The sequence below is a fragment of the Alphaproteobacteria bacterium genome (genome assembly GCA_033344895.1).
Lineage (GTDB): Bacteria > Pseudomonadota > Alphaproteobacteria > UBA8366 > Aestuariispiraceae > Pacificispira.
Map to the genome: position 1 here is coordinate 4,547,784 of JAWPMN010000001.1, position 23,543 is coordinate 4,571,326.

Below are 23,543 nucleotides of genomic sequence, written 5' to 3' on the forward strand. Positions count from 1 at the left end.
GGGCGGGGTTCATCCCGCCCGCAATCGTGGCAAGCGGCGCCTACATTCCGTCAGGCGTCCTGAAGCATCGAATCGAGAAGCGCGATGGCTTCCTGTCGCTTCTCGATTGTAAGGGATTGCAGCCCATCATTGATGGCCAATTGCATGTCCAGATCGAATTCGCCGCGCTTGCGGCCGGCACGAACCAGACTGTCCGCCAGATCACTGCCCACAATATCCGCCAGAACGGTACGAATATTGTTGATGCGGTCGTTCGTCGTTTCCATGCGCTGGTCCCCACCCTCGACTGGATGCTCCGGAAAATAGAATAACAAGGTTTCCAATTCGTTTACGGATTCGATTTTTTTATATCGGAAAAGTTGTTTTTCCTCTGCGGACCGAAAGGGGGAATGTTGCGGCATGCCGGGCGGAAGGCGAAGCATGCGCCGCATGGCAGGACCGCAATCGCCCTGCTCTCAAGTCTGTGCGATCAGAACCGTCAATCGGCCAGATTGTCTCTGCCGGGTTCCAGCGCGATTTCGCGGCCGCTGTGCCGCGCCGCGGTCAGGTGGACAACCAATTGTCCGAAATCCGTCTCGACATCCACCCGCACCGGAATCGGCGGTGCATCGGGCAGTGGCCGCGCCACCCAGACGGTGCGGTCGCGCGCAGTCCGCGAATATTTCGACTGGTCCTTGCGAAAGCCGCCGATCTTCTGGAATTCGATCTCGCAGGCGGTCGCCTCCCCGGCGAAGATCGTGTAATCGTTCTTCTCGAAGGTCCGGGTTGCGCCTTCCGTGACGGACAGATCGTATCGGCGCCGACCGTCATAGATCGGGATGCTGCCATTGCATCCGCCGCCCTTTTCGATCACCCCCGCGAGAAACAGGATTGCACTGATCGGATCCACGCTTCCGGGAATCGATGCCGGCGGAATCGGGGTCAGCTTGTTCGGGTCCGGCGGGGATTCCTGTGCCACCTCCACCGACCCGTCGGGCTGAAAGACCAGCGCGTTTCGACGGGTGCTGCCGCGCCAGACACCGCCATTGTCATGGGTTAACGGGACGACCGCACCATCCGTGCCGATCTGTCCCCTGGAGACCGCATTCCCCTGCCAGCCGCTGTACCAGTCCAGGAGACCGCGCGCCCTAGCCTTTCCGGTGATCGTGTAGCCTTCGCCCTCCAGCGCAATCGACGTACGCCCGGATGCGACATGAAAGCCCCCGAAATAGGCCTCGTATTCGAGGGTCAGCGGGTCCGACGTGTCGGCACGAGCCGCCGACGCGCCGATCGACAGGAAAATCAGGGCGGCAACAAAGAGTGCGCCCAGCATGAATTTTGGTCTCGTCGTGGTGTTCGCGTCACGCATTAGGGCTGATATGGGTTCATATCTGTCGGTGGTCCAGAAATATGACGGTCAAAATTTGAAAGAACGAAACTGCCCCCCAAATCTTCGTTAAGGGTCGGGCAGCACCAACTTGTGGAGACACAGCATGACTTATGCCGAATCGAAGCATCGCACTATCCGAGCCAGGACCCTCGTCGCAGGCCTTGCCGCTGTGGCGGTGTTTGCTTTCCTGGTGCCCGCCGGCGCGAATGCGAAGAACGAGAATGCCAACAAGGACAAAGGCGGAAACGCCCAAAAGGAACAGTCTTCCACGCCACAGCCTTCTGACGATATCGGGGACGTGATCGCCCGGTCCATTATAGATTCGTCGTCCCGGGCGCTGATTGAGGAATACTTCCAGAGCCACCCTCAACCAGTGGAAGCCCTGCCCCCCGGGATTGCGAAGAATGTCGCCCGCGGCAAACCGCTGCCCCCCGGTATCGCGAAGAAGAGCATCCCGGCCCCGCTGCAGGCCGAGTTGCGTAATCGCGATTCCAGCGTCGGGAAGATAGTCGATGCCCTGATAGTGGGCGATGATGTCGCGCTGGTGGACGCGGCAACCGGTGTCGTAGTCGACATCCTGGTAGATGTCGTGCGCGCACAGTGAATTTTCCTTCCTGCGGAAAATTGCGGCCAGGAAACCGTTTCCGGGTCGCCGTCGCTTGACAGTCCCCAAGCCAGGGAGTATCCGACCGTCCGCTACGGCGACGGGCGGTTAGCTCAGCGGGAGAGCACTCGCTTCACACGCGAGGGGTCACTGGTTCAATCCCAGTACCGCCCACCATTCCTTCCCGATCATTAGACTTCCCTTCACGCGTGCCTCAGGCTCTGGCAGCGCGCAGGATCATGTCGGACGCCTTCTCTGCGATCATGACGGTTGGCGAGTTGGTGTTGCCCGAAGTGATGGTCGGCATGATGGACGCATCGACAACACGCAGGCCGCCAATGCCGTGAACCCGGAGTTCCGGATCCACAACGGCAGTATCGTCTGAAGCCGGCCCCATCTTTGCGGTTCCAACCGGATGGAAGATGGTCGTCGCTATATCGCCGGCAGCACGGGCCAGTTCCTCATCGCCGTCGATCTGCGGTCCCGGCTTGAACTCCGTCGCCCTGAATTTCTGCAGCGCGGGCGCCTGGGCGATTCGGCGGGTCAGCTTGATCGCATCCGCAGCGACTTTCCGATCCGCAGGGTCGTGCAGATAGTTTGGCCGGATGACCGGCTTGTCCATCGGATCCGCTGATCGCAATCGGACAGTTCCCCTGCTTTCAGGCCTCAGATTGCAGACCGAGGCGGTGAAGCCTGGGAACGGATGCAACGCCTCCCCCAGTTTGTCCGTCGACAGGGGCTGCACATGGTATTGCAGGTTCGGCGTCTCACGGTCCGGATCCGATTTCGCGAAACAGCCCAACTGGCTGGGCGCCATGCTGAGCGGCCCCGACCGAAACAGCGCGTATTCCAACCCCATCGCGGCCTTGCGCAGCGGGTTGTGGGTCAGCTCATTCAACGTGCGCACCCCCTCAACCTTGAAGGCGAGCCGAACTTGCAGATGGTCCTGCAGATTCTCGCCGACCCCCTTCAGATCATGGCGCACGGAGATGCCGTGTTCCTGAAGCACCGCGCCGGGGCCGATGCCCGACCGTTGCAGGATGACGGGCGACGCCACCGCGCCGGCGGCCAGAACGACCTCCCCCGCCGCGCGCGCGGATGTTGCCGATCCGTCGACCAGTAGGTCGACCCCAACGGCGCGACCATCTTCGATGATGACCGATTTGCAGTGTGCCTTGGTTACGACCTGCAGATTCGGCCGGTTCATCGCCGGGCGAAGGAACCCGCGCGCGGAGGACCAGCGGACGCCGCGCCGCTGATTGACCTGGAAATAGCCGATGCCTTCATTGTTTCCGGTGTTGAAGTCATCCGTGGCCGGAATGCCGGTTTCAATTGCCGCCTCGCGGAAGGCGTCCAGGATGTCCCAGCGCAGGCGCTGATGCTCGACACGCCACGGACCGCCGGTTCCATGATTGTCGTTTCGGCCGTCCACATGGTCTTCGGATTTCACGAAGTAAGGCAGGACGTCGTCCCAGCCCCAACCCGTATTTCCCATCTGGCGCCAGATGTTGTAATCCCGGGCCTGCCCCCGCATGTAGATCATGCCATTGATGGACGAACAGCCGCCCAGAACCTTGCCGCGCGGATAGTCCAGCGCGCGACCGTTCAGGCCGGGTTCCGCCTCTGTCCGGAACAGCCAGTCGGTGCGCGGATTGCCCATCGTATAAAGGTAGCCGACGGGAATGTGGATCCACAGGTAATCATCCTTACCCCCGGCCTCCAGAAGCAGGACCCGGTTCTTCGGGTCTGCGCTCAGCCGATTGGCCAGGACACAGCCTGCGGTCCCTGCTCCGACGATGATGTAATCGAATTCTCCCAGCCCAGCCGTCACCGCGTCCCCGTCCCCAATTTGTTGCATTGCATCAGGGACATGATAGCCTTGAGCCCACTCGTCGGAAAGGTCAGGCGCGCGTGCTGGTGACCTTATCTCAAGGGACGGCGAGTATATCTGCGCTAACGGCTCCGCGCGCTTGGCGCTACCATGTGATGGCGGTACTGGGACCGTCCAATAACAGGGAGAGTACAAAGATGTCGAATAAGATGGACGGGGAGCTCCGTCACAAATTTGATCTCATGAAGAGGGCATTCGCGCGCGGAGAACTGAGCCGTCGCGGATTCATTGCCGCCGCGCTCGGTGCGGGCGTCGCCTCCACCACGGTGTTCGGCCATGTCGATCGGGTTCAGGCGGCAACCCCGAAAAAAGGCGGACGTTTCCGCCAGGCGCTGACCGGCGGCGGGTCCGGGGATACGATGGATCCGGCACAGATCCTCGATTCCTACATGATCAATGTCAGCTTCGGTATGCTGCGCAACAACCTGACGGAAATCGGGTCTGACGGGCAGTTGACCGGTGAACTGGCGGAGAGCTGGGAAGCAGCACCGGATGCCGCCACCTGGACCTTCAAGCTGCGCCAGGGCGTGGAATTCCATAACGGAAAGACGCTGGAAGCCGCTGATGTCGTAGCCTCGATCAACCATCACCGCGGTGAGGACACCGATTCCGCGGCGAAGGGCATCGTCTCGCCGATCACCGATGTGAAGGCAGACGGCAAGGATACGGTCGTCTTCACGTTGAGCGGCGGCAGTGCCGATTTCCCGTTCCTGATGTCGGACTACCACCTGGGCATCTGCCCGGCAAAGGACGACGGCACGATCGATTGGGAATCCGGCGTCGGTACGGGCGGCTACTCGCTGGTCAGTTTCGATCCGGGCGTTCGTACCGTCGTGAAGCGCAACCCGAACTACTGGAAGGAAGGCCGTGCGCATTTCGACGAAGTCGAATCGCTGTTCGTGCCGGACGCCAACGCGCGCAACACGGGTCTGCAGACCGGCGAACTGGACTGCATCACGAACCTGGATCTGAACACGGTCAGCCTGATGCGTCAGGTACCGACCATCCAGGTCTTTGAAACCTTCGGCAACAAGCATGCGACGATGCCGATGCATTGCAACACGGCACCGTTCGACAACAACGATGTCCGCTTGGCGCTGAAGTATTCGATCGACCGGAACGAGTTCGTCGAGAAACTGCTTCAGGGTCTGGGCGAAGTCGGCAACGACCATCCGATCGGCCCGGCCAACATTTACCGCGCCACGCCGGAAGAACTGCCGCAGCGTGAATACGATCCGGAAAAGGCCAAGTTCCACCTGAAACAGGCGGGCATGGAAAACCTGACGGTCGACCTGCATATCGCCGACACCGCCTTTGAAGGCGCGGTCAACGGTGCGCAGCTCTTCGCGGAAACCGCAAAGGCAGCCGGCATCACGATCAACGTCGTGCGTGAGCCGGATGACGGATACTGGTCGAACGTCTGGCTGAAGAAGCCGTTCAGCGGTTCCTACTGGGGCGGCCGTCCGACGGAAGACTGGATCTTCAGCCAGATCTACTCCTCGGGTGCCGACTGGAACGAATCGTTCTGGGAAAACGAACGCTTCAATGAGCTTCTGGTTCAGGCCCGCGCCGAACTGGATACGACGAAGCGTCGCGAAATGTATGTCGAGATGCAGCGGATCTGTAACGAAGACTGCGGCAACATCATCCCGATCTACATGGCCTACACCCATGCGGCCAGTTCCAAGATCCAGCTGCCGGAGCAAATGGCCAGCAACTGGGAACTGGATGGTCACAAGAACGCCGAACGTTGGTGGTTCGCGTAAGCGAAACTCTCAGTTCGACAACGTACTGGAACGGCCCGGCATCGCCCGGGCCGTTCTTTTTTCAAAACGGCCCTTCGACCGCCGACAACGATTGCGGTACGATTCAGCAAACAAGGTTGGGGTTGGGGATCGTGGGATACGCGTTGCGGCTTGTGCCGGACCGGTCGCTTATCGTCGGGTTCATGTGGGGTCACGTAGCATCCCGGGACGTGATCGACGGGATATCCAATCCCGGCTTCGACCCGTCAGAGGGCGTTACGCTGGACACCCTGATGCTGCTGCATCCGAACGCACAACTCAGCGAACTGACCCCGCAGGCCGGTATGGAGATCGCTCACGTCGACAGGGAAACCTACTTCGGCGACGGCGGCGGGGTAGCGCCGACGAAACTCGCAGTCGTCTGCCCAAATCCGCTCAGCCTTGTGACCGTGCGTCTGATCTTCGGCATGGCGGAGCAGATTTCAGATTACGACGAAGAACGCGCGACGTTCGAAGACCTGGATGAGGCACTGAAATGGCTCGGTCGCGTGGAAGCGGACCTTCCCGGGCAGCTTCAGCAGATGGCCCGGGAAATCATGCGCTGACAGGTCTTTCCCAAAAAAGAAAAGTGCCGGCATTACGCCGGCACTTCCTTCACTCGGGACAGTCGGCACCTAGTAGGCGGCGTCGGGCATGGAGTTCTTGCGCTGCGTGACAAAGGCCTGGAGAGCCTCGTCGACCGCCGGGTCGATCTCCGGTGCCTGGTACTCGGAAAGCAGCTTCTTCACGCGGGCATTGGCGCGTTGGTTCATGTCGAGGCTGCCTTCGGCTTCCCATTGTTCGTAGGAATTGTTGTCGGCAAGCGGCGAGCGGTAGAAGGCGGTCTCGAAATTCCGCTGCGTATGGGTACAGCCGAGATAGTGCATCCCCGGGCCAACCTCGCGAATCGCGTCCATCGCCTGACCGTTTTCGCTGAGGTCCGGACCATCGAGCAGGCGACCGAGCATCGATGCCTGATCCGCATCCATCACGAACTTCTCGTAGCCCATGACAAGGCCGCCTTCGAGCCAGCCCGCGGTGTGCAGCATGAAGTTCACACCCCCCAGCGCCGCCGTCTGCAGCGTGTTTGCCGATTCATAGGCCGCCTGCGCATCGGCCGTCTTCGACGCCGTGAACCCGCCCCCGGACCGGAAGGGCACCCCCAGCCGGCGTGCCAGCTGTGCCGCGCCATACAGGACCAGTGAAGGTTCCGGGGTTCCGAAGGTCGGCGCACCGGACTGCATGGATATCGACGAGGCGAAGGTCCCGAACACCACCGGTGCCCCGGGACGACAGACCTGTGTCAGGGCCATGCCCGCCAGCGCTTCGGCATAGAGCTGCGTCAGCGTGCCGAGCACCGTGACCGGGCTCATCGCGCCTGACAGGATGAATGGCGAGATCACCGTCGCCTGATTGTTGCGCGCATAGACCTTCAGCGCGCCCAGCATCGTATCGTCCCAGACCATCGGCGAGTTGGCATTGATCAGGTTGATGACGACACAGTTCTGGTCGACGAAGTCCGCGCCGAACAGGATCTTGCACATCTCCACAGTGTCCTCAGCGCGCTCCGGCGCCGTAACCGACCCCATGAAGGGTTTGTCGGAATAGCGCATATGGCTGTAGACCATGTCCAGATGGCGCTTGTTCACCGGAACATCGACGGGTTCGCAGACCGTGCCGCCGGAATGGTGAAGCCCAGGCGACATATAGGCCAGTTTCACGAAGTTGCGGAAATCCTCGATCGTGCCGTATCGGCGCCCCTTGTCGAGGTCACGGACGAAGGGCGGGCCGTAGGCCGGGACCAGAACCGTATGCCCCTCGCCCATCTTGACCGTGCGCGCCGGGTTTCGGGCATGCTGGGTGATGAGCGACGGCGCGGTGTCCTGGATCAGCTTCTTGCACAGACCGCGCGGAAAATGAACGCGTTCACCCTGCACGTCGCAGCCCTGGTCGCGCCACATCTGCAGCACTTCCTCGTCGCCGCGGAAATCAAGACCGATCTCCTCCAGCACCGTGTCGGCATTACGCTCGATGAGTTCGAGCGTCTCTTCCTGAAGCAATTCGAAATAGCCGATCTTACGGGTGATATAGGCCGGCGCAGTCTGCCCGCCGGCGGCCCGCGCCGCCTGTCGTGCGGCGCGCCCGCCGCCACCGCCGCGCCCTGCCCGTCTTCCGCCACCGGTGGTTTCGGCCGTCTGTTCACTCATCTGGAATTCCCTTTCGAACGCCGCTATCCGCACGCCAGCGCTGGCGGACGGAGTCAGATAAACCAATCGCCTCAGACCTCGGGTTCACGTGGTTCCGCGCCAACCCGAAGCCTCCTTATGGACCCGGGACGCGGCGTCGACGTTCGAATTCGCGACTTCCTTCCTCATTAGCCGCGTCATCGGAGTGTTTGGCGGCTGGATCGGAAATGCGCTAGTTGAAGACGGAGCGGACACTGGTATTCAGGGGTTCCTTGCCGCTCGGAATGTTGACGCCCAGAAGCCGTTCCGTCTGGCCGGCCTCATTCACCAGGGGCAGCAGCAGCCGGCTCCATGTCGCAACCAGGAAATCGCGCGGCGACTTGTGCTGGGTGAACAGCGGCTCCTGCCGTCGGATCAGTGCCTTGTAGCAGGCCAGCATGAAATCCCGGCTGATCGAAGGCGCATCGGCATGACCAAGACACTTCCCGGTCAGATCGAAGCCCGAGAACTGCGCGATCCGGCTGCCATAGACACGGTATCGGAAGTCCCTTCCGCCGTCGATCACATCCAGATACATCATGTGGCCAATCGCGTGCCGAAAGGTGAAGACGTCGAAATCCCTGACCTGTGGCAACGGGCAGGCATCCGTCCGCGGCATTGCCTGCCATGTCGCCAGAAACTCCTTCAGCAGGAGATGCGGAAACGTCTCGGGGTCCGGGTTCCAGACGAAGGTCGGCGGATCCATCGCCTCCCGGGCGAAGAAGGCCGCCACCCTCTCCCGCTCGTCGGAAAGGATCATATCCGCGGCCAGATCAGATCGCGCGGCTGCCTTTGAATCTCCGCCTTCCGGCATCTATGCACCACACTGCAGAATCGCCATTGTCCATGAGGGACCGCCCCGGACACAGGTGTCCGGCTTGCGGCGAGGGAGCTCCTCGCCGCGTGCAGCTTCTCACGGAAAAGCTTAAAGCCCGGTAACCGTACGCCAAATTATAGGAGATTCTTCTCCCGCCCCTAGTCTCATATTCATACGCCGTTAACCATAATTTGGCAACTACAACGGGCTACTACGACCGGTTACCCTGCCATTCTCGGGAGCCCCCGTGGCGTAGGAATTGCCGTCAACGTCGCAATCGTGAAAGCCGGATCGGCCGGATTTCAACATCCTGCGCCGCGATGGACAGTTTGACGGCAGCCCGATCCTGAGGCGGGCTGCCCTGCCTGCGTCGAATCCGATCACCGGATCGATCGGCACGGGACGGAACTCAACGAATTCTTCTATGACGGAGACGGTATCTATGGCGCAGTTCCAGAAGAAGGCGGATGTCGTGATCATCGGCCTGGGTGGCATCGTCGGGGCTTCGGTGGCCCATCACCTGATCGAACGGGGCTGGGAGAACATCATCGGCATCGACAAGTCGGGCATTCCGACGGATATCGGCTCCACTGGGCATGCGTCCGACTTCTGTTTCATGACCGCGCATGATCAGATGACGATCTTCACCACCAAATACTCGATCGACTTCTATGAGAAGCGCGGTCGCTATGAACGTATCGGCGGCATCGAAGTCGCGCGCAAGGGCGACGACGAGCGCATGCGCGAACTGGAACGCCGCGTCAGCTCCGGCCGTGCCTTCGGCAGCAACGTGCACCTGATCACGCCGCAGGAAGTCAAGGAGCGCATGCCCCTGATTGAGGAAGACATGATCCAGGGCGCGCTGTTCGACCCGGATGCCGGGTTGGTCGTCCCACGTTCCCAGACCGTCGCGGGTGAGATGATCCAGGAGGCCGAAGCCACCGGCAAGCTGGAGACCATGCCGAACACCCCCTGCACCGGCCTGGATATCGAAAACGGCCGCATCAAGGGCGTTCAAACCTCCCGCGGTTATATCGAGACCTCCAGGGTCGTGGTCTGCGCCGGCCTGTGGGGCCGCCTGATTGCGGAGATGGCGGGGGAAGACCTGCCGGTCATGCCGGTCGACCATCCGCTGACCTTCTTCGGGCCCTATGACGAATTCAAGGGCACCGGCAAGGAGATCGGCTATCCGCTGCTGCGCGATCAGGGCAACTCCGCCTATCTGCGCGATACCGGCGCCGCCGGCACGACCGAGGGCGGCCAGATCGAATGGGGCTATTACGAGGAAAAGGACCCCCGCCTGGTCCATCCACGCGACCTGCTGGAAAAGGAAGAGGCGCGCCTGTCCCCGTCCCAGCGCGATCTGGACATGGAACAGATCATGGAACCGCTGGAGCGCGCGCTGGAACTGACCCCGATCCTGGGAGAGCTGGGCTACAACGAGAAGCATTCCTTCAACGGTCTGCTGCAGGTCACCGCCGACGGTGGGCCGTCGATCGGGGAATCGCCCGATGTGCGCGGCCTGTGGTACGGCGTCTCCGTCTGGGTCAAGGACGGCCCGGGCACCGGCAAGATCATCGCCGACTGGATGACAGACGGGCGTACCCATATCGACCATCACGGAATCGACTATGCCCGCTATTACCCTATCCAGAAGTCCGAAAAATACATCTACGATCGCTGTTACGAGACGGCGTTCAAGATCTACAATCCGCCGGTCCACAACCGTGAACCCTATTCCAAGGGCCGCAATCTGCGCACGGCGCCGTATTACCTGCGCGAGAAGGAACTGGGCGGTCACTTCATGGAAATTGCCGGCTGGGAGCGCGCGCATGGCTATGCCAGCAACGCCCCCCTGCTGGAAAAATACGCCGACCGCGTGCCGGAGCGTCTGAACGAGTGGGACAACCGCCATTTCTGGCGCGTCTCCAACGCCGAGCATCTGGAACTGTCCGAGAATATCGGCATGGTGAACCTGTCCCATTTCGCGATCTACGACATCACCGGGCGGGATGCCGCGACGCTGATGGAATACGTGTCCTCGTCCAAGGTGGCGGGCGACACGGCCGTTGGCAAAGGCGTCTATACCAACTTCCTCGACGATACCGGCGGGGTCATGGCGGACCTGACCGTCCTTCGCCTGGGTGAGAACCGGTTCCAGATGATCGACGGCGGCGATGCCGGCAACCGCGATGCCACCTATCTGCGCCGCATGGCCCAGGACAAGGAGTGGGACGTCTTCGTCGAGGACCGCACCGATCATTACGGCTGCATCGGCGTGTGGGGCCCGAACGCCCGCGCCACGCTCAAGCAACTGGCGGACAACCCGGCCGGCCTGGACCCGGAAAACTTCACCTTCGGCGCCTGCAAGGATTTCACCCTGCGCGGCGTTCCGGTGAAGGGCTTTCGCATCTCCTATGTCGGCGAACAGGGCTGGGAACTGCATTTCTCCATGGCCTATGGCCTGGCGCTCTGGGACATGTTCCGGGAGGTCGGCATCACCCCGGTCGGCGTGGAGACCTATGCCAACAGCCGCCGCCTGGAAAAGAGCCTGCGTCTGCAGAACGCCGACCTGCTGACCGAATACAATCTGCTGGAAGCCGGCCTCGCCCGTCCGAAGGTCAAGGCTGCCGATTTCCGCGGCAAGGAGGCCAACCTGCGCCACCGCGACCTGCCCCATCAGGCGGCGATGCTGTGCACGCTGACGGTCACCGACAATACCGACAAGGACGGAGTCGCCCGGTTCATGACCGGCAACTGCCCGATTGTCGATCCGGCGACCAACGAGGTCCTGATCGACAGCCTGGGCCGACGCTCCTACACGACCTCGCTGGCCTTCGGCCCCTCCATCGGCAAGAACATCGCGCTGGGCTACCTGCCCCACGAATACTGCCAGGAAGGCCGCGAACTGGAGATCGAGTTCTTCAACCAGAAATTCCCGGTGAAGGTCGAAGCAGTCGGCATGAAAGCCCTCTACGACCCGACCAATGCGCGGATGAAGTCGTAAGGCCGCACGACGTTTCGTTTCATCCCCCTGTTCAGCCTCACGCGGCGCGGAGCCAGTCTCCGCGCCGTTCCTTTCTTCTGAAGCACCTGTCACTTGGTCGCGTGTCATCGCTTCATGAGATGCTGTCTCGAATTCGTGAGAAGGTGGACCTCAATCGATTCCATTTCGGAACGCTTTTTGTACAGGCCACCTCAGCGAGGAACACTTCCGTGAGCGCGCCAATCCCGCGGGCCAACAACGCTTCTCGCTGATGGTAGTCTGCCAACCGCCCAAACGTCGCGTTTTGTCGGGAACCACGTGCCGGATGCCCCGCAACGCCGCGTAAGACCGCTTGCGTCCTTCTAACCCGACCTCTGAGCGCGTTCAGCATTCTACGACGTCTGGACATGGCCATCGGAAATCGAATACTGTCCTGCGGCCCTACACAGTCGCCTCCCGGCGTACGATTTGCCGTTTAAACCTGAAGGTTAGGCACCGATCTGTGCGACAGATTAAGTCCATCCTGCTCGTGGCAGGGTTCGTACCTCCTGATTTTGAACGCCGCTATTCACCCGAATACCATCCTCCAATCCGCACCGATTCCGTTCACGTAGCCTACCACATTTCACTCTTCCAAGCGCTGCGGGCGATCTGCCCGAACGTGATTGTGGCTAGAAGCCCCAAAGACGTGCTGACTCTGGGAAAGCAATGCGATTATGCCGTTTCCGTGTACTCGAGCGACAGTCTTTCGAGCGAAGAATCGGTTGTCGCGGCACATTGCGAAGCGATCGGCTTGCCCATGCTGTGCGGTGACGCACTGACATTGGCGCTAGTGGAAGACAAGCATGCGTGCAAATTGAAAGCATTGAAGCGTGGCATTCCTACGGCCACTTGGATTTCCGTCAGCCCGGCCGATGCCAACGTCGACTGGAGCCCCGTTCGGTTCCCCTGTGTGGTCAAGCCGCGTTTCGGCATGAGTTCCGAGTTCATCAATGAGGAAGCCGTATCAAAAGACCGTGTTACTGCGGAACGTCGCTTGAAGAGATTGTTGCACGAGGGTCAGCACGCTTTGGTGGAGGCGTTCGTGCCCGGGTTTGATGTTACCATCGCGTGTGTGGGCGATGGCATGCAGAATGCCCAAGTCGGTTGGCCCCTAAAGGTAACTTCCGACGCACCGGGAAACATTCAGACTCGGGCGCAAAAAATGGAGGGTGGGAAAGGGAGGACGAGAGAGCGCCTGGACGCCCCACACTTGGCAAAACGCCTGAACGCCTATTGCAAAGAACTATACAAAGAATTCTACCCTTTGGATTTTTTCCGCGCGGACTTCCGTTACAATCCAGCGGATGACACCGTCGCGTTTCTCGAATTGAACAAGCCTGCAATAAATCCTGGCAGCAACTTCGTATTGTCGTGCAGCAGGGACGAATCCTTTTACGTCGCTCTTGTTGCAGACCTTGTAAAGCGCGGCGCCGCGCGCCATGGAATGACACTTTCCGATCCGGCCTGACCTTACTCCGTTCTGAAAACTCTCCAAACGGCGTCGGTCGGTATGAAATTCCTTTGCGATCCAAACATTGTATAGATGACGCTATAAGCTTGGGCGTATTCAGTCGGAACAACGCTGCTTTTTTGACTTGCACGACTGAAGGCTGCGAAGCTTTCACCCACGCCGTTTTTCTTCTTGCGCCCTCCCTGCCGCCCGGCACCATGTCCCGGCATTACCGGCATGAAGGAACGAGACCATGGATCGAGACCGGACGATCTTCTGGAAGCGCCTGGACGTTGACGGATCGGAAGCCTGCGGCATTCGTCGCCGCGCGGATGGCGGCTGGGCCGTCGACGGCACGGCTAATTTCGTCGAAGAGAGCGAAGTCGCGTCCCTTGCCTACACGATCCGTTGCGCCCCCGACTGGACCAGCGAACAGGCACAGGTCACCGGCTGGCATGGATCGCGGGATGTCGACATCGCCCTGTCCAGGGAAGGGGATGGTGGCTGGAGCCTGAACGGCGCACGGTTGGACGGCGTAGCCGGTGCCCGTGACGTCGACCTCGGCTTCACCCCCGCCACCAACACGCTCGCCATCCGCCGCCTCCGCCTTGCCGTCGGCGCACGGGCAGAGGTCACGGCCCTATGGCTCGACACGCAGGACTGGCAGGTGAAACCGCTGGTGCAGAGCTACGAACGACTTCAAGAGCGCGTTTATCGATACACGTCACCGGGATACCGGTTCGACCTGCAGGTCGACGATTTCGGACTGGTGATCGACTATCCCGGACTTTGGGGTGCGAGAACCTGATCCCCGGCAGCCGAAGGCGGACCATCCCGTCTCCCGCCAAACGCCATCAGACATCGGAGATCTTATCGAAACCGCCGAAGATCAGTCGCTTGCCGTCGAAGGGCATCGGATTCGTTGCCGGGTCCATGCGAGAGTCCTGCATCAGTTTCTCAAAGCCGGCGTTTCGGGTTTCCTTGTCCGGCCATTCGACCCATCCCAAGGCGACGCTTTCATCCGCGCCGCATTTGACCGCCATCGGAAAGGACGTGACCTCCCCGTCCGGGACATCTTCCGCCCAGCAATCCACCACCCGCAACGCGCCGCAATCCTTGAACACCTCCGCCGCCACCCGGGCGTGATTCAGAAACGCTTCGCGCTGATCCTTCGGCACCGCCGCAACGAAACAGTCAATATAGGCCATCGTCTTTCCCCAAGAATTTTAACGCACTGGACACTACCACGTATCCGTGTCCGTTCAACGACGGTCGCGGTAAGCTCCTACCACCTGAAATGGGGCCAGTTCGGGACGGGTCTTGTCTGGCGGCTTCCAGTACAGGGACATGCGCCCGGAATTGTGCGGTCCCCTAAACTGTAGCCCAGCTGGCATTCGGTGCGGCTTCCGGCGCAACCGCCCTAGATCAGCCCCACCATCTGGCGCCCGGTGTCCCGGAAGTGCTGCTCCAGCAGCTCGATGGCGGTGTTCGCGTCGCGCGCCAGGATGGCGTCGACCAGGGCCTTGTGTTCGGCGTCGGCGTTGCGTTCGCCGGTGGTCACCGCCCGGGTCAGAGCGGTGACGCGGTAGCGTTCGGTTTCCATGTAGAGCGTATCGGCCATCTGCAGCAGGCGGGGCGAGCCACAGGCAGCGATCAGGGCGCGGTGGAAACGGCGGTGACGGGATTCCAGCTCGATCAGCGCCTGATCCAGCGCCTCGCCGGGCAAGTCCGACGCGATCCGGCCGGTTTGTCGGGAAAGCTGATGGGCGGCGGCAAGAATCTCCGCCTCCCAGGCATCGTCACCGCGCTGGATCGCCCGGCGCAGGGCCTCGGTCTCAATGACGATGCGCGACTCGATGGCGTCTTTCATTTCCTCCGGCGACAGCGGGGCGACGATGAAGCCGCGCAGCGACAGGGCCTGGACGAGGCGTTCCCCCTGAAGGCGGTTCAACGCCTCCCGCAGGGGCGAAAAGCCGGCGCCGTAACGGGCCTTCAACTGTTCCAGACGCAACGGCAGGCCGGGCGCCAGCGCCCCGCGCACGATGTCCCAGCGCATCCGCTCATACACACTTTCAGCCAGCGTCACCTTGCCAGGCGCGTCATTGGCCGCGGCGGGGGCGTAAGGGGAGGTCAGGGGCTGGGTCACTGGATGTATCCTTTAATACGCGTTCCTGCGAAAGCAGGAGCCTTCGCCGATCCGGCAACGCGCACGGTCAAAGAAGACTCCTGCTTTCGCAGGAGCACGATAGGAGCTATTTCGTAAATGCACAAGATTTTCGAAAATCCTGTTTACAAGCCGGCCCCCCGGAGTCAGTCTTTCGACAACGATCCGGGACAAACGGGCCGGCGAAACGCATACCGGGAGTGCAGACCATGACCTCAAGCCGTCAGAACCATCGCGAGGACGTCGCCGGACGCGCCAATGTCGAGGATACTCCGGAGCTGGACGCCTATTACGACGAGTTGGAAACCTTCAGCGCGGGCGCCCTGTGGACCGTCGCCAACAAGATCGAGCCCTGGGAGCCGAAATCGGATTCCCTGCCGATGATCTGGCGCTACAACGACCTTCGGGAGCATGTGCTGCGTTCGGTCGATCTGGTATCGCCGGAAAAGGCAGGCCGCCGGGTGATCTATCTCGAAAACCCGGGCCGCAAGGAAGTGGCCGCGGCGGTGGGCTGGCTTTATTCCGGACTGCAGGTCATGCATCCGGGGGAGCGCGCGTCGGCACACCGGCATTCCGCCTCTGCCCTGCGCTTCATCATGGAAGGCTCCGGCGCCTATACCATCGTCGACGGACACAAGATGACGCTGAAGCGCAACGACTTCGTGCTGACGCCGAACGGCACCTGGCACGAACACGCGGTGTCCGAGGACGGGACCCCCTGCATCTGGCAGGACGGCCTGGATATCCCGCTGGTCAACTGCCTGGAGGCGAATTTCTACGAGGTTCATCCCGACCTGCAGCAAGCGACGGCCTACCCGGTCGATGACATGACCAAGGCCTGGGGCAATCCCGGCCTGACGCCCTACAGCCTGACCGCAACCGGCGGCGACTGGCAGAAGGGCTATTCTCCGATGTTCAAATACGAATGGGAGCCGACCTATGAGGCGCTGTCGCGGCTGGCGGAAAGCAGCGATGGTTCGCCCTTCGACGGGGTGATGATGAATTACGTGAACCCGGTGACCGGCGGCCCGGTGATGCAGACCATCGGTGCCAGCATGCAGATGCTGCGCCCCGGCGAAAGAACCCGCGCCCACCGTCACACCGGCAGCTACCTTTATCAATGCGCCAAGGGCTCCGGGCATTCGATCATCAACGGACAGCGCTTCGACTGGTCCGAGCGGGACATTTTCTGCGTCCCGTCCTGGGCCTGGCACGAACATGCCAATGCGTCGGACAGTGAAGACGCCTGCCTGTTCTGCTTCAACGACCTGCCGGTCATGAAGGCGCTGGGCCTCTATCGCGAGGAAGCCTTCGGCGACAATGGCGGGCACCAGCCGCTGCCCGAATAGACACCGCAACCGCGCCCCTGCGAAAGCGGGAGCCTACATGAACCACCACCGGGCCGACGTCATAGAAGGTTCCTGTTTTCGCAGGAACACGGCAGGTAGGGAACATCGAATATCAAAAAGGACCAAACCGCATGAAACTCGTGACCTTCCGCTCCACCATCGAAGCCCCTGCCCGCCTGGGCGCGATTGAGGAGGACAATGTCATCGATATCGGTTTCCTGGGTGAGGCAACCGGCGAGGTGTTTCCGGAAACCATGCTGGAACTGATCGATCTGGGACCGGCCGCGCTGAGCCGAATCGGTCAGGTCCTGGACGTGACGCGCAACAAATGGCCGCTGGGCGCCGCCTTGCCGGTGGAGGATGTCAGCCTCTGCGCACCGATCCCGCGGCCGCGCAAGAACATCTTCGGCATCGGCCTGAACTACCTGGAACATGTCGAAGAGACCAAGAAGCCGCTGGACGGCCCGAAGGACCTGCCGGAAAAGCCGGTGATTTTCTCCAAGCCGCCGACCGCCGTGATCGGCCCGGGCCAGGCGATCGAGCACAATGCCGCGATCACGCAGCAGCTGGACTGGGAGGTCGAACTGGCCGTCATCATCGGCCGGACGGCGCGCAAGGTTTCGGAAGAGGACGCGATGCGTCATGTCTTCGGCTACAGCGTGATGATCGACATCTCCGCCCGCGACAACCGCCGCGCCGGTCAGTGGATCTATTCCAAGGGCATGGACACCTATGCGCCGTTCGGTCCCTGCATCGTGACACCGGACGAAGTCGCCGATCCGCAGAACCTGAACCTGTGGCTGACGGTCAACGGTGTCGAGAAGCAGAACTCCAACACCAAGCACATGCTGTTCAAGATCCCGACTCTGATTTCGGACATCTCCCAGGGCATCACGCTGGAACCGGGCGACATCATCGCCACCGGCACGCCGGAAGGCGTCGGCGCCGGTCGCACGCCGCAGGAATGGCTGTGGCCCGGTGACGTGGTCGAAGCCCATGTCGAGGGCATCGGCACCATCCGTCATCCGGTCGTGAAGATCGGCTGACAACGACACGACACCTATGAAGGTTCCTGCTTCCGCAGGAACACGCCCTACCCCGTGCTCCTGCGAAAGCAGGAGCCTTCGCGGGACCAGCGGAGAGCCTGACAATGCAGTTCGACCTGAGCCAGATTCCGAGTCAGATCGCCTACAAGCTGATGACTTCGACCGTGACGCCGCGGCCCATCGCCTGGGTTACCAGCATGTCCGAAGCAGGTGTCGTCAACGCGGCACCCTACAGCTTCTTCAACGTGATGGGCAGCGAGCCGCCGACAGTCGTCATCGGTTTGTTGAAGGACCCGAAAAAGGGATTCAAGGACACGGCGGAAAACATTCTGACCACGGGCGAATTCGTCATCAATCTGGTCACGGAGAACGTGGCCGAGAAGATGAACGTCACCTCCATCGACGCCCCGCGCGACGTCGATGAACTGTCCTGCGCCGGGCTGACGGAGCGGCCGTCGCAATTCGTGAAACCGCCGCAGATTGCGGAATCCCCGGTATCCTTCGAATGCGTCAACCATGCCTCCATAGTCACCGGACCGCGCCAGACCCTGGTCGTCGGCCGGGTTCTGGGCATCCGCATCGACGACGAATATGTCATGGATGCGGAAAAGGGGTATGTCGACACGCCCAGCATCCACACGATCGGACGCATGCATGGCAGCGGCTGGTATACCCGCACGGGCGATACCTTCCAGCTCGACCGGCCAACCTGGGCGGACTGGCCGAAAAAGGACTGATTGCCGCAGCCCTCGACACTCCCCGGCGGGACTTGTATCGTCCGATCAAGGCATTGACGGGGGATATCACTGTAATGCGTAACGAGGCGGCGCCTCTCAAACTTCGGGCCTTCGACCTGGAGGACCTGTCGGTTCTGTCCAGTATGGTGCAGGACGCCCTGGCTCCTGCCGGGGACATGATCTACCTGGCGGACGAACAGCGTTTCCTGATCGCGCTGAACCGCTTCCGCTGGGAGGTTGCGGGTGACTTCCCCCCCTACAGCCGGACGCATTCCGGCCTGCGTTTCGACTTCGTGACCAAGGTCGAGCGCCGCAACATGCCGAAGGACGGTCGCGACCGCATGCTGTCGCTGCTGTCAATTGCCTATCACGACGACACTGTGATGCTGACCTTCTCCGGCGACGCGGCCCTGCGGCTGACTGTCGGGAAGCTGGCAGTCGGCCTGGAGGATCTTGGCGAGCCCTGGCCGACGCAGTGGCGGCCGGAACACCGGCCGAACGACGCCGAAGACTGATTCCGGACAGCATCACTTTCGGTGCGCGCGGAACCGCGCCCTGATTTCGCACGAATCAACGTGATACAAAATAATTGAAGTTATCGTCAAAAAGTGTATCATAAAGGCGATGAGACACTCGAGCCCGTTCTGCGGGCTGCCGTGGCAGGGATGGAAGCATGAACGAACTTCGCGACAAGAAGGGTTACGAGAACTGGGACGAAGCCGGGGTAGCCCGCTTCGAGGCCCTGCTGGAGGCCGAGGAAAAGGTCGAGCCCCGCGACTGGATGCCGGACGGCTATCGCAAGCTTCTGGTCCGCCAGATTTCGCAGCACGCCCATTCCGAGGTGGTCGGCATGTTGCCGGAAGGGAACTGGCTGACCCGGGCGCCGACCCTGAAACGCAAGGCCGTCCTGCTGGCCAAGATCCAGGATGAGGCCGGCCACGCGCTCTATCTCTACAGCGCCTGCGAGACGCTTGGGACGACGCGTGACGAGACGATTGAGGCGCTGCATGACGGACGCGCCAAGTATTCCTCGATCTTCAACTACCCGACCCTGACCTGGGCCGATATCGGCGCCATCGGCTGGCTGGTCGACGGAGCCGCCATCGTGAACCAGGTGATGCTGTGCCGTTGCTCCTACGGCCCCTATGCCCGCGCGATGGAGCGCATCTGCAAGGAAGAGAGCTTCCACCAGCGCCAGGGCTACGAGATCGTCACCAAACTGGCCCAGGGTACCGAAACCCAGAAGAAAATGGCGCAGGAGGCCCTTAACCGCTGGTGGTGGCCGTCCCTGATGATGTTCGGCCCGCATGACAGTGAGTCGACCCACGGCAACCAATCCACCGAATGGAAGATCAAGCGACGGTCCAATGACGACCTGCGCCAGCATTTCGTCGACATGACCGTGCCGCAGGCGGAGATCCTGGGGCTGACCATCCCGGACCCGGATCTGAAATGGAACGAGGACCGCGGCCATTACGATTTCGGACCGATCGACTGGGACGAATTCAAACGCATTCTGAAGGGCGGCGGCCCCGTCGGCCGCGAACGCCTGAAAGCCCGCCGCAAGGCCTGGGAGGATGGCGCCTGGGTGCGTGAAGCCGCCCTGGCCCATGCCGAGAAACGCCGCGCGCGCCGTCAGGCCGCCGCCGCCGAGTAAGGAGACATCGCCATGCCCGCTTCCTCCCGCGAATGGCCGCTTTGGGAAATCTTCGTGCGCAGCCGCCAGGGCCTAAGTCACAAGCATGTCGGCTCGCTGCGCGCGGTCGACGCCGAGATGGCGATTCAGAACGCCCGTGACGTCTACACTCGCCGCCGTGAAGGCGAGAGCATCTGGGTCGTCGAGGCCGCCCATATCCATGCCTCGCAGCCTGAATCGCGCGGCCCCTTCTTTGATCCCGCCGATGACAAGGTCTACCGCCATCCGACCTTCTACGAAGTGCCGGACGGCGTGGAGAACATGTAAGCCATGGCGACGAAGACCGACATCGACCGCCGGGACCTGACAGAGTACCTGCTGCGTTTGGGCGATACCTCTCTGATTCTGGGTCACCGCCTGTCCGAGTGGTGCGGCCACGGCCCGGTTCTGGAGGAGGACATTGCGATGTCCAACATCGCGCTGGACCTGATAGGCCAGGCCCGCCTGCTCTACACCTATGCCGGAACGGTCGAAGGCGCAGGCCGAGACGAGGACGATTTCGCCTTCAAGCGCGACGTGACCGAGTGGAAGAACCTGTTGCTGGCCGAGCAGCCGAACGGCGACTTTGCGGCGACAATGGTACGGCAATTCCTGATCGATTGCTTCCATGTCGAGCTTTACATGGCGCTGTCGAAAAGCGCGGATTCGGAACTGGCCGCCATTGCCGCCAAGTCACTGAAGGAAGTGACCTACCACCGTCGCCACAGTGGTGAATGGATCATTCGCATGGGCGACGGCACGGATGAAAGCAAGCGACGGGTCCAGCTTGCCCTGGACGAGCACTGGATTTTCGTCGACGAGCTCTTCGAAACCGACGCGCTGGACGAAGCCATGACTGCCGCCGGAATCGGTCCGGATCTGAAATCCCTGCGTCCTGCCTGGGACACGATGGTCGACCGTGTTCTGGCCGAGGCCACCCTGAGCCGGCCCGAAGCGGAGTTTCCACGCAGCGGTGGCCGCAGCGGCGCGCATTCGGAATATCTCGGCTTCATCCTGTCCGACCTGCAGTTCATGCAGCGCGCCTATCCGGACATGGAGTGGTAGGCCATGACCGTCGTCGCCCTGGATGACAAGCGGCGCGAGGCAGCGATCTGGGACCTTCTGGAAGAGGTGCCGGATCCTGAAGTCCCCGCGCTATCCATTCGCGATCTTGGTGTCGTTCGGGACGTTCGTGTCGACGAGAACGGCGCGGTGCGCCTGGCGGTAACGCCGACCTATTCGGGCTGCCCGGCGACGGCCGCGATCAACCTGTCGATCCGCAACCGGCTGCTACGGGCTGGCTATGACGACGTGACCATCGATACCGTCCTGGCCCCGGCCTGGACCACGGACTGGATCAGCGATGCGGGCAGGCGCAAACTGCGCGAATACGGCATCGCCCCGCCCGTCGGCAAGGCAGCCGACGAAGGGGTCGGCCGCGGTGCACTGTTTGGTGCCGATCCGGAGGTTCCCTGCCCTCACTGCGGCGGCGCGGCGACCGAAAAGGTCAGTGAGTTCGGCTCCACCGCGTGTAAGGCGCAGTACCGTTGCACGGACTGCCTGGAGCCTTTCGAGTATTTCAAATGTATCTGAGGATCGGGTAATGGCGGGCTTTCACTCCCTGACGGTTTCGGACATTCGGCGCGAAACGGACGACGCCGTTTCCATTCGCCTGGACGTGCCGGAGGATCTGCGCGAAACGTTCCGGTTTGCGGCCGGCCAGTACCTGACGCTGCGTGCCGAAATCGACGGCGAGGATATCCGGCGTTCCTATTCCATCTGCAGTGGCGTCAACGACAACGAACTGCGCGTGGCCGTGAAGAAGGTGCTGGATGGCCGCTTCTCGACCTATGCCAACGATGTGCTGACGGTCGGGGACACGCTCCAGGTCATGCCGCCGGAGGGGCGGTTTACCGCGCCGGTCGACGCGGCGGCGTCGAAATCCTATCTGATGATTGCGGCGGGCAGCGGCATCACGCCGATCCTGTCCCTCGCCAAGACCTATCTGGAAGCCGAACCGAATAGCACGGTCACCCTGATCTACGGCAACAGGACGTCGGCCTCGATCATCTTCCTGGAAACATTGCAGGAACTGAAGGACGTCTATCCGACCCGGTTCAGCCAGATCCACATCCTGTCCCGCCAGCCGCGCGAAGTGCCCTTGCTGAACGGCCGGATTGACCGTGAAAAATGCGCTGCGCTGTTCGCCGGTCCCGTCGATGCGGCGGATGCGGACGAGGTGTTCCTGTGCGGCCCGCAAGGCATGATCGAGGAGGTGACAGCCGCCCTGAAGGATGCCGGTGTCGACGACGGCAAAATTCACACGGAACTGTTCACACCGGCAGATGGCGGCGCGGCGGCTCAGAAGGCCCGGGAAGAACGGGCCAAGACTCTCAGCGATGCGGACCGCGCCAAGCAGCGCAAGGTCACCCTGATCTTTGACGGTATCGAAAGCGATCTGGACGTCGCCTCGGACGGCCCGGCAATTCTGGATATCGCGATGGAGAGCCGCGCCGACATTCCCTATTCCTGTAAGGGCGGCATGTGCTGCACCTGCCGGTGCAAGGTCTTGGAGGGGGAGGTCGCCATGGACGTCAATTATGCCCTGACCCCGGAGGAAACAGAGGCAGGTTTCGTGCTGGCCTGCCAGTCGCATCCGATGACGGACCGCGTGGTGCTGGATTTCGACGCGAAATAGGATTTCATGCGGGCTTCGCGAGGGCCGCCGCTTTCGCGCAAGCGTGATTGTTGTCTCGCGATGATCCGCGCCGCATCATGGCGGCATGTTGGATGCACGCCTCCGCCCCCTGATCGACCCGCCCCTGGATGCACTTGCGTCCCGGCTGACCAGGGTCGGACTTTCCGCGAATGCGGTGACCGTGTTCGGCTTCCTTCTCGGCATCGCCGGCGCAGCCGCGATCGGTCTGAACGCGATCTGGATTGGCCTCGCCCTGATCCTGGCAAACCGCCTGCTGGACGGGCTGGACGGAGCACTGGCAAGGCGCCAGGGGGCGACGGATTTCGGCGGCTATCTGGACATCGTGCTGGATTTCATCGTCTATGCGGCGATCCCCCTGGGCTTTGCGGCCCTGAGCCCGACCGAAAACGCCCTGCCCGCCGCCTTTCTGATCTTCAGCTTTGTCGGCACCGGCACCAGCTTCCTCGCCTTTGCCATCGTCGCGGCCAAGCGGGAGCTGTCGACCGACCTGCGCGGCTCGAAATCCTTCTATTATCTCGGCGGGCTGACGGAGGGAACGGAGACCATCGCCTTTTTCGTTCTGTGCTGCGTTTTGCCCGAGCATTTCCCGGTCCTCGCCGTTATCTTCGGCGCGCTGTGCTGGGTGACGACCGCAACCCGCATTCTGGCGGCGCGGGCGATGTTCAAGGAAGAGGGTTAGGGCCGA

The 23,543-nt window shown here is 61.7% G+C and carries 23 protein-coding genes and 1 tRNA gene; 17 read left to right on the forward strand and 7 right to left on the reverse strand.

Annotated elements, in window-relative coordinates:
• Positions 1-50: 50 nt before the first annotated feature.
• Positions 51-266 carry a hypothetical protein gene (locus R8L07_21495; protein MDW3208118.1) on the reverse strand — a complete coding sequence of 72 codons (216 nt, stop codon included), beginning with the start codon at positions 264-266 and terminating at the stop codon, positions 51-53.
• 212 nt (positions 267-478) lie between these two features.
• Positions 479-1,312, reverse strand: a complete 834-nt coding sequence (locus R8L07_21500) for a DUF3108 domain-containing protein (GenBank protein MDW3208119.1) — start codon at positions 1,310-1,312, stop codon at positions 479-481.
• Positions 1,313-1,472: 160 nt separating this feature from the next.
• On the opposite strand from R8L07_21500, the gene R8L07_21505 reads away from it, so the two are divergent.
• Together R8L07_21505 and R8L07_21510 are read left to right on the forward strand one after the other, a co-directional pair.
• Positions 1,473-1,973: an anti-virulence regulator CigR family protein gene (locus R8L07_21505; GenBank protein ID MDW3208120.1), complete on the forward strand. Its 501-nt coding sequence runs from the start codon at positions 1,473-1,475 to the stop codon at positions 1,971-1,973.
• Positions 1,974-2,075: 102 nt separating this feature from the next.
• Positions 2,076-2,150, forward strand: a tRNA-Val gene (locus R8L07_21510).
• Between the two features lie 37 nt (positions 2,151-2,187).
• Here R8L07_21510 and R8L07_21515 read toward each other — a convergent pair.
• On the reverse strand, positions 2,188-3,792 hold the full coding sequence (locus R8L07_21515; GenBank protein MDW3208121.1) for a choline dehydrogenase: 1,605 nt from the start codon (positions 3,790-3,792) through the stop codon (positions 2,188-2,190).
• A 209-nt stretch (positions 3,793-4,001) separates the two neighbouring features.
• On the opposite strand from R8L07_21515, the gene R8L07_21520 reads away from it, so the two are divergent.
• Positions 4,002-5,630 (forward strand): ABC transporter substrate-binding protein, encoded by a 1,629-nt coding sequence (locus tag R8L07_21520; GenBank protein MDW3208122.1) that lies wholly within the window; start codon positions 4,002-4,004, stop codon positions 5,628-5,630.
• 131 nt (positions 5,631-5,761) lie between these two features.
• Positions 5,762-6,214: a hypothetical protein gene (locus R8L07_21525; protein MDW3208123.1), complete on the forward strand. Its 453-nt coding sequence runs from the start codon at positions 5,762-5,764 to the stop codon at positions 6,212-6,214.
• Between the two features lie 69 nt (positions 6,215-6,283).
• On the opposite strand, the gene R8L07_21530 is transcribed toward R8L07_21525, so the two are convergent.
• Positions 6,284-7,855: a trimethylamine methyltransferase family protein gene (locus tag R8L07_21530; GenBank protein ID MDW3208124.1), complete on the reverse strand. Its 1,572-nt coding sequence runs from the start codon at positions 7,853-7,855 to the stop codon at positions 6,284-6,286.
• A 211-nt stretch (positions 7,856-8,066) separates the two neighbouring features.
• Entirely contained in the window at positions 8,067-8,687 is a 621-nt protein-coding gene (locus R8L07_21535) for a PAS domain-containing protein (GenBank protein MDW3208125.1), read from the reverse strand.
• Between the two features lie 445 nt (positions 8,688-9,132).
• On the opposite strand from R8L07_21535, the gene R8L07_21540 reads away from it, so the two are divergent.
• The 3 genes from R8L07_21540 to R8L07_21550 all read left to right on the forward strand — a co-directional run bounded on the left by R8L07_21540 (position 9,133) and on the right by R8L07_21550 (position 13,976).
• Complete coding sequence (locus R8L07_21540) at positions 9,133-11,697, forward strand: FAD-dependent oxidoreductase (GenBank protein ID MDW3208126.1); 2,565 nt, start codon at positions 9,133-9,135, stop codon at positions 11,695-11,697.
• A gap of 481 nt (positions 11,698-12,178) precedes the next feature.
• The gene (locus R8L07_21545; GenBank protein ID MDW3208127.1) at positions 12,179-13,186 is read left to right on the forward strand and encodes a hypothetical protein; all 1,008 of its coding nucleotides are present in this window, start codon (positions 12,179-12,181) and stop codon (positions 13,184-13,186) included.
• Positions 13,187-13,421: 235 nt separating this feature from the next.
• The gene (locus tag R8L07_21550) at positions 13,422-13,976 is read left to right on the forward strand and encodes a putative glycolipid-binding domain-containing protein (protein ID MDW3208128.1); all 555 of its coding nucleotides are present in this window, start codon (positions 13,422-13,424) and stop codon (positions 13,974-13,976) included.
• A 46-nt stretch (positions 13,977-14,022) separates the two neighbouring features.
• Here the strand turns inward: R8L07_21550 and R8L07_21555 are convergent, their stop codons facing one another.
• Both R8L07_21555 and R8L07_21560 read right to left on the reverse strand, forming a co-directional pair.
• Entirely contained in the window at positions 14,023-14,376 is a 354-nt protein-coding gene (locus R8L07_21555) for a DUF1428 domain-containing protein (protein ID MDW3208129.1), read from the reverse strand.
• Between the two features lie 212 nt (positions 14,377-14,588).
• On the reverse strand, positions 14,589-15,314 hold the full coding sequence (locus R8L07_21560) for an FCD domain-containing protein (GenBank protein ID MDW3208130.1): 726 nt from the start codon (positions 15,312-15,314) through the stop codon (positions 14,589-14,591).
• Positions 15,315-15,541: 227 nt separating this feature from the next.
• Here R8L07_21560 and R8L07_21565 point away from each other — a divergent pair, with 227 nt between their 5' ends.
• From R8L07_21565 to R8L07_21610, 10 genes are all read left to right on the forward strand, one after another.
• A complete protein-coding gene (locus tag R8L07_21565; GenBank protein ID MDW3208131.1) occupies positions 15,542-16,681 on the forward strand; it encodes a cupin domain-containing protein in 1,140 nt (379 codons plus the stop codon).
• A 131-nt stretch (positions 16,682-16,812) separates the two neighbouring features.
• Positions 16,813-17,727, forward strand: coding sequence for a fumarylacetoacetate hydrolase family protein (locus tag R8L07_21570; GenBank protein MDW3208132.1), 915 nt, complete (start codon positions 16,813-16,815; stop codon positions 17,725-17,727).
• Between the two features lie 104 nt (positions 17,728-17,831).
• On the forward strand, positions 17,832-18,464 hold the full coding sequence (locus R8L07_21575) for a flavin reductase family protein (protein ID MDW3208133.1): 633 nt from the start codon (positions 17,832-17,834) through the stop codon (positions 18,462-18,464).
• A 74-nt stretch (positions 18,465-18,538) separates the two neighbouring features.
• Positions 18,539-18,979, forward strand: coding sequence for a DUF2948 family protein (locus tag R8L07_21580; protein MDW3208134.1), 441 nt, complete (start codon positions 18,539-18,541; stop codon positions 18,977-18,979).
• 158 nt (positions 18,980-19,137) lie between these two features.
• Complete coding sequence (paaA, locus tag R8L07_21585; GenBank protein MDW3208135.1) at positions 19,138-20,121, forward strand: 1,2-phenylacetyl-CoA epoxidase subunit PaaA; 984 nt, start codon at positions 19,138-19,140, stop codon at positions 20,119-20,121.
• Between the two features lie 12 nt (positions 20,122-20,133).
• Positions 20,134-20,427, forward strand: coding sequence for a 1,2-phenylacetyl-CoA epoxidase subunit PaaB (paaB, locus tag R8L07_21590; protein MDW3208136.1), 294 nt, complete (start codon positions 20,134-20,136; stop codon positions 20,425-20,427).
• Between the two features lie 3 nt (positions 20,428-20,430).
• Positions 20,431-21,204, forward strand: a complete 774-nt coding sequence (paaC, locus tag R8L07_21595) for a 1,2-phenylacetyl-CoA epoxidase subunit PaaC (protein ID MDW3208137.1) — start codon at positions 20,431-20,433, stop codon at positions 21,202-21,204.
• A gap of 3 nt (positions 21,205-21,207) precedes the next feature.
• On the forward strand, positions 21,208-21,732 hold the full coding sequence (gene paaD / locus R8L07_21600; protein ID MDW3208138.1) for a 1,2-phenylacetyl-CoA epoxidase subunit PaaD: 525 nt from the start codon (positions 21,208-21,210) through the stop codon (positions 21,730-21,732).
• A gap of 10 nt (positions 21,733-21,742) precedes the next feature.
• On the forward strand, positions 21,743-22,837 hold the full coding sequence (gene paaE / locus R8L07_21605; protein ID MDW3208139.1) for a 1,2-phenylacetyl-CoA epoxidase subunit PaaE: 1,095 nt from the start codon (positions 21,743-21,745) through the stop codon (positions 22,835-22,837).
• Between the two features lie 85 nt (positions 22,838-22,922).
• Positions 22,923-23,537, forward strand: a complete 615-nt coding sequence (locus tag R8L07_21610) for a CDP-alcohol phosphatidyltransferase family protein (protein ID MDW3208140.1) — start codon at positions 22,923-22,925, stop codon at positions 23,535-23,537.
• Positions 23,538-23,543 lie beyond the last annotated feature (6 nt).

Bases quoted from the DNA above. Each gene is read 5' to 3' on its own strand.
- R8L07_21495 (MDW3208118.1), bottom strand. From the start codon at position 266: ATGGAAACGACGAACGACCGCATCAACAATATTCGTACCGTTCTGGCG.
- R8L07_21500 (MDW3208119.1), bottom strand. From the start codon at position 1,312: ATGCTGGGCGCACTCTTTGTTGCCGCCCTGATTTTCCTGTCGATCGGC.
- R8L07_21505 (MDW3208120.1), top strand. From the start codon at position 1,473: ATGACTTATGCCGAATCGAAGCATCGCACTATCCGAGCCAGGACCCTC.
- R8L07_21520 (MDW3208122.1), top strand. From the start codon at position 4,002: ATGTCGAATAAGATGGACGGGGAGCTCCGTCACAAATTTGATCTCATG.
- R8L07_21530 (MDW3208124.1), bottom strand. From the start codon at position 7,855: ATGAGTGAACAGACGGCCGAAACCACCGGTGGCGGAAGACGGGCAGGG.
- R8L07_21535 (MDW3208125.1), bottom strand. From the start codon at position 8,687: ATGCCGGAAGGCGGAGATTCAAAGGCAGCCGCGCGATCTGATCTGGCC.
- R8L07_21540 (MDW3208126.1), top strand. From the start codon at position 9,133: ATGGCGCAGTTCCAGAAGAAGGCGGATGTCGTGATCATCGGCCTGGGT.
- R8L07_21550 (MDW3208128.1), top strand. From the start codon at position 13,422: ATGGATCGAGACCGGACGATCTTCTGGAAGCGCCTGGACGTTGACGGA.
- R8L07_21555 (MDW3208129.1), bottom strand. From the start codon at position 14,376: ATGGCCTATATTGACTGTTTCGTTGCGGCGGTGCCGAAGGATCAGCGC.
- R8L07_21565 (MDW3208131.1), top strand. From the start codon at position 15,542: ATGACCTCAAGCCGTCAGAACCATCGCGAGGACGTCGCCGGACGCGCC.
- R8L07_21570 (MDW3208132.1), top strand. From the start codon at position 16,813: ATGAAACTCGTGACCTTCCGCTCCACCATCGAAGCCCCTGCCCGCCTG.
- R8L07_21575 (MDW3208133.1), top strand. From the start codon at position 17,832: ATGCAGTTCGACCTGAGCCAGATTCCGAGTCAGATCGCCTACAAGCTG.
- R8L07_21580 (MDW3208134.1), top strand. From the start codon at position 18,539: ATGCGTAACGAGGCGGCGCCTCTCAAACTTCGGGCCTTCGACCTGGAG.
- paaA (MDW3208135.1), top strand. From the start codon at position 19,138: ATGAACGAACTTCGCGACAAGAAGGGTTACGAGAACTGGGACGAAGCC.
- paaB (MDW3208136.1), top strand. From the start codon at position 20,134: ATGCCCGCTTCCTCCCGCGAATGGCCGCTTTGGGAAATCTTCGTGCGC.
- paaC (MDW3208137.1), top strand. From the start codon at position 20,431: ATGGCGACGAAGACCGACATCGACCGCCGGGACCTGACAGAGTACCTG.
- paaD (MDW3208138.1), top strand. From the start codon at position 21,208: ATGACCGTCGTCGCCCTGGATGACAAGCGGCGCGAGGCAGCGATCTGG.
- paaE (MDW3208139.1), top strand. From the start codon at position 21,743: ATGGCGGGCTTTCACTCCCTGACGGTTTCGGACATTCGGCGCGAAACG.
- R8L07_21610 (MDW3208140.1), top strand. From the start codon at position 22,923: ATGTTGGATGCACGCCTCCGCCCCCTGATCGACCCGCCCCTGGATGCA.